The sequence below is a fragment of the Pseudomonas sp. 1D4 genome, from assembly GCF_001728925.1.
Classification (GTDB): Bacteria; Pseudomonadota; Gammaproteobacteria; order Pseudomonadales; family Pseudomonadaceae; genus Metapseudomonas; species Metapseudomonas otitidis.
In genome coordinates this window covers 1-3,500 of record NZ_LXJQ01000108.1, presented here as the reverse complement: position 1 = coordinate 3,500, position 3,500 = coordinate 1, and the positions used below count along the sequence as shown (strand labels likewise).

4 protein-coding genes are annotated in these 3,500 nt (G+C 68.6%); 3 read left to right on the top strand and 1 reads right to left on the bottom strand.

Going from position 1 to position 3,500, the window contains the following annotated elements; genetic code table 11:
• Positions 1 to 121: 121 nt before the first annotated feature.
• Entirely contained in the window at positions 122 to 1,012 is an 891-nt protein-coding gene (gene folE2 / locus A7D27_RS26700; RefSeq protein ID WP_069566664.1) for a GTP cyclohydrolase FolE2, read from the bottom strand.
• A gap of 75 nt (positions 1,013 to 1,087) precedes the next feature.
• Here folE2 and dksA point away from each other — a divergent pair, with 75 nt between their 5' ends.
• Genes dksA through A7D27_RS26685 form a run of 3 tightly spaced genes read left to right on the top strand, consistent with a single transcriptional unit; the run spans position 1,088 to position 3,386 of the window.
• The gene (dksA, locus tag A7D27_RS26695; RefSeq protein WP_069566663.1) at positions 1,088 to 1,504 is read left to right on the top strand and encodes an RNA polymerase-binding protein DksA; all 417 of its coding nucleotides are present in this window, start codon (positions 1,088 to 1,090) and stop codon (positions 1,502 to 1,504) included.
• Between the two features lie 32 nt (positions 1,505 to 1,536).
• The gene (zigA, locus tag A7D27_RS26690; protein ID WP_069566662.1) at positions 1,537 to 2,742 is read left to right on the top strand and encodes a zinc metallochaperone GTPase ZigA; all 1,206 of its coding nucleotides are present in this window, start codon (positions 1,537 to 1,539) and stop codon (positions 2,740 to 2,742) included.
• Entirely contained in the window at positions 2,742 to 3,386 is a 645-nt protein-coding gene (locus A7D27_RS26685; RefSeq protein WP_069566661.1) for a DUF1826 domain-containing protein, read from the top strand. The genes zigA and A7D27_RS26685 overlap by 1 nt, the downstream gene beginning before the upstream one ends.
• Positions 3,387 to 3,500: the final 114 nt, after the last annotated feature.

The window sequence follows — 3,500 nt, the reverse complement described above, 5'->3', positions numbered from 1 at the left end:
GCCGGTGAGGCGGCTGACGTGGCTGATAGGTAGCAGTTGCAGCAAGCCTTCGGGCTTCTGCTCGGCGGCCTGGAGGGGGGATGGCGGCGAGGGCGACGAAGAGGGCCTGGGGGGATGGAACTCAGGTCCAGAGCCAGTGGATTTCCGCCACGGCGTCGTGGGCGTGCAGGCTTTCCTCATGCTCCACACGCACCTTGAATGCAGCCAGGTCCGGCAATGCCCGCAGAGGTGTGGCCAGGCGCCGCGCGGCGTCCTCGCAGAACATCAGGTTGTGGCCATTGGCCAGCGCAAAGGCCTGCTCGTCGGCACGCTTCACGGCGGTCTGCAGCGCGGTGCCCAGGGCGGCTTCGCAGCGGTCCACCAGCTCGATCCAGTCCGGTGCCTGCAGCGGGTCCGCCGGGCGCAGCCACAGCCGCGCCTTGCTGCGTTGGCTGTGGGGCGTGGCGGGCATGGCCGCTTCGCTGCCCAGCCATTCATGCAGGGCTTCCCAGGTGGGCGTCTTCCCGGCGAAGCGTTCGCTGAAGGCACGCTGTGTCATCTGCCGCGACAGCGCCGCCGAGCACGGGCAGGTGGAGGAGTAGCCCAGTTCCAGCATGAGTTCCACGTGAAACCCCCGTGGATCAAGGCTCAGCGCGATTTCGAAGGGGTAGGCCTTGTGCCCCGACAGCGGGCTGATCAGGGCCGGCCGCTTGAGCAGCAACTCGCCGGCCACCCGCAGGTGCGCCGAGAGGGACAGGCCCTGGTGGCTGTCGAGGAAGCCCTGCAACAGCGCCTGCAGGGCGGGGAGGGTCAGGTCCTCGCCGGCCAGGGCCTCCAGCGCCAGGTACAGCCGTGACATGTGGATGCCCCTTACGCCGGGGGTATCGAGGCTGACGCTGGCTTCCACCCGCGCCTGTACGGGTTGCCCGGCCACCTGCAGCGGCAGGCGGATACCGGCCATGCCGACGCGGTCCAGTGGGGCGAGAGTGGCCTGGGTCTGGCTGGCCACGTCGGGCAGGGTGAGGTCGTTCATCGTCGGGCTCGGCTTGCAGGGAATTGAATATGTTATGTTATAACACTTGAAAATCAAGCCACCCTTGCCGAAGCCATGCACCTCATCACCAGCGAAGACGACCTGCTCAGCCAACCGGACGAGCAGTACATGGACGACGCCCAGCAAGCCTTCTTCCAGCGCCTGCTGGAAGCCCAGCGCGAAGACCTGCGCACACGCATCGACGACGAGATGAGCGAGCTGCGGGAGATCGAGCCCGCCAGCGACGACGTCGACGTGGCCGCCCGCGAAGAGCAGCGCCAGTGGCAACTGCGCCGCCTGGAGCGGGAAAAGAAGCTGCTGGACAAGATCGACAGCGCCCTGGACCGCCTCGCCCGTGGCGAGTACGGCTGGTGCCGGGAGACCGGCGAGCCGATCGGCCTGCGCCGCCTGCTGCTGCGGCCCACCGCCGAGCTGTGCATCGAGGCCAAGGAGCGCGAAGAGCGTCGCGAACGGCACCTGCGCGACGCCTGAACTCATAACCGTGCCCTGAAGAGGATTCCGCCATGCAAGAGCGTCTTCCCGTCACCGTGCTGTCCGGCTTTCTGGGAGCCGGCAAGAGCACCCTGCTCAACCAGATCCTGAAGAACCGCGAGAACCTGCGGGTCGCCGTGATCGTCAACGACATGAGCGAGATCAACATCGACGGCAGCGAGGTCCAGCGCGACGTCAGCCTCAACCGGGGCGAGGAACGCCTGGTGGAGATGAGCAACGGCTGCATCTGCTGCACCCTGCGCGAGGACCTGCTGGAAGAGGTCGGCCGGCTGGCCCGCGAAGGCCGCTTCGACTACCTGCTGATCGAGTCCACCGGCATCTCCGAGCCCTTGCCGGTGGCCGAGACCTTCACCTTCCTCGACGAAGACGGGCGCGGCCTGTCCGACGTTGCCCGCCTCGACACCCTGGTCACCGTGGTCGACGGGGTGAACTTCCTGCGCGACTTCCACCAGGCCGAGAGCCTGGCCAGCCGTGGCGAAACCCTGGGTGAGGACGACGAGCGCTCCATCACCGACCTGCTGATCGACCAGGTTGAGTTCGCCGACGTCATCCTCATCAGCAAGATCGACCTCATCAGCCAGGCCGAGCGCGAAGAGCTGACCGCCATCCTCCAGCGGCTCAACACCGAGGCGGAGATCCTGCCCATGAGCATGGGCCGCGTACCGCTGGACAAGGTGCTCAACACCGGCCGCTTCGACTTCGAGCGGGCCGCCCGCGCGCCGGGCTGGCTCAAGGAGCTGCGCGGCGAACACCAGCCGGAAACCGAAGCCTACGGCATCGCCTCCAGCGCCTACCGGGCGCGGCGGCCGTTCCACCCCGAGCGCTTCCACGCCTTTCTCAACCGCGAGTGGCGTAACGGCCGGCTGCTGCGTTCCAAGGGCTTCTTCTGGCTGGCCAGTGCCTGGCGCGAGGCCGGCAGTTGGTCCCAGGCCGGCGGCCTGATGCGCTACGGCCATGCCGGGCGCTGGTGGCGCTTCGTCCCGCGCGAGCAGTGGCCCCAGGACGAGGAAGGCCTGGAAGCGATCTTCAAGCACTGGGACCCGCAGGTGGGCGACTGCCGTCAGGAGCTGGTGTTCATCGGCCAGGGCATCGACTTCGAGCGCCTGCACGCCGAGCTGGATGCCTGCCTGCTGGACGACGCCGAGATGGCCCAGGGCGTCGAAGGCTGGTCGCGCCTGCCCGATCCCTTCGGCGGCCTGGTCGGGGAGGCGGCGTGATGGAAGCCCTGGCTCTGCGCCCGCCGCCCCGGGCGGCCATCGGCGACAACCCGGCGGTGCTGGGCGAAGCCCTGCGGGACGAGGTCAACCTCGCCGTGTGGGAGCGCCAACTGCCCCTGCACATCAGTGACTACGCCCGCTGCCTGCTGGGGCTCGGGGAGCCCTTGAGCGAGTCCCTGACCCTGGAGCTGCCGGACCCGGAGGCGCCCCTTGATCTGGATAGCCTGGCCCGGCGCTTTGCCGACATCGACGGCCATGCCGGCTTCATCGCCGACGTGGCCTGGCTGGTGCGCGCCTTCGCCTGCCTGCTGGATGCCCGGCGCATCGGCCTGCGCCTGCGGCGCCTGGACCGCGCCATGTGCCCGCGCTACCACGTCGACCACGTGCCCCTGCGGCTGATCACCACCTACGCCGGCGCCGGCAGCCACTGGCTGCAGGAAGGCCAGATGCCCCGCAGCCGCCTGGGCGACCCCGCCGCCGAGCCTGCCGCCGTGCCCGCCGGGCAGACCCTGGCGGCCGGCCATGTGGCGTTGTTCAAGGGCGAGAAGTGGCTGGGCAACGAGGGGCGAGGGGTTATCCACAGGTCGCCGGACGTCCTTCCGGGCGAGGCGCGGTTGCTGCTGACGTTGGATTGGTTGGCCTGAGCGGCAGGTGTGGCTCGGCTTGATGGGGTTCGCACAGCTCACCCCATTCTACGGTGTGTGGCGGCAGGTACCGGGCCTACCGATGCTTATCCACAGATCAAAAAAAGGGCCACC

Bases quoted from the DNA above. Each gene is read 5' to 3' on its own strand.
- zigA (WP_069566662.1), top strand. From the start codon at position 1,537: ATGCAAGAGCGTCTTCCCGTCACCGTGCTGTCCGGCTTTCTGGGAGCC.
- folE2 (WP_069566664.1), bottom strand. From the start codon at position 1,012: ATGAACGACCTCACCCTGCCCGACGTGGCCAGCCAGACCCAGGCCACT.
- dksA (WP_069566663.1), top strand. From the start codon at position 1,088: ATGCACCTCATCACCAGCGAAGACGACCTGCTCAGCCAACCGGACGAG.
- A7D27_RS26685 (WP_069566661.1), top strand. From the start codon at position 2,742: ATGGAAGCCCTGGCTCTGCGCCCGCCGCCCCGGGCGGCCATCGGCGAC.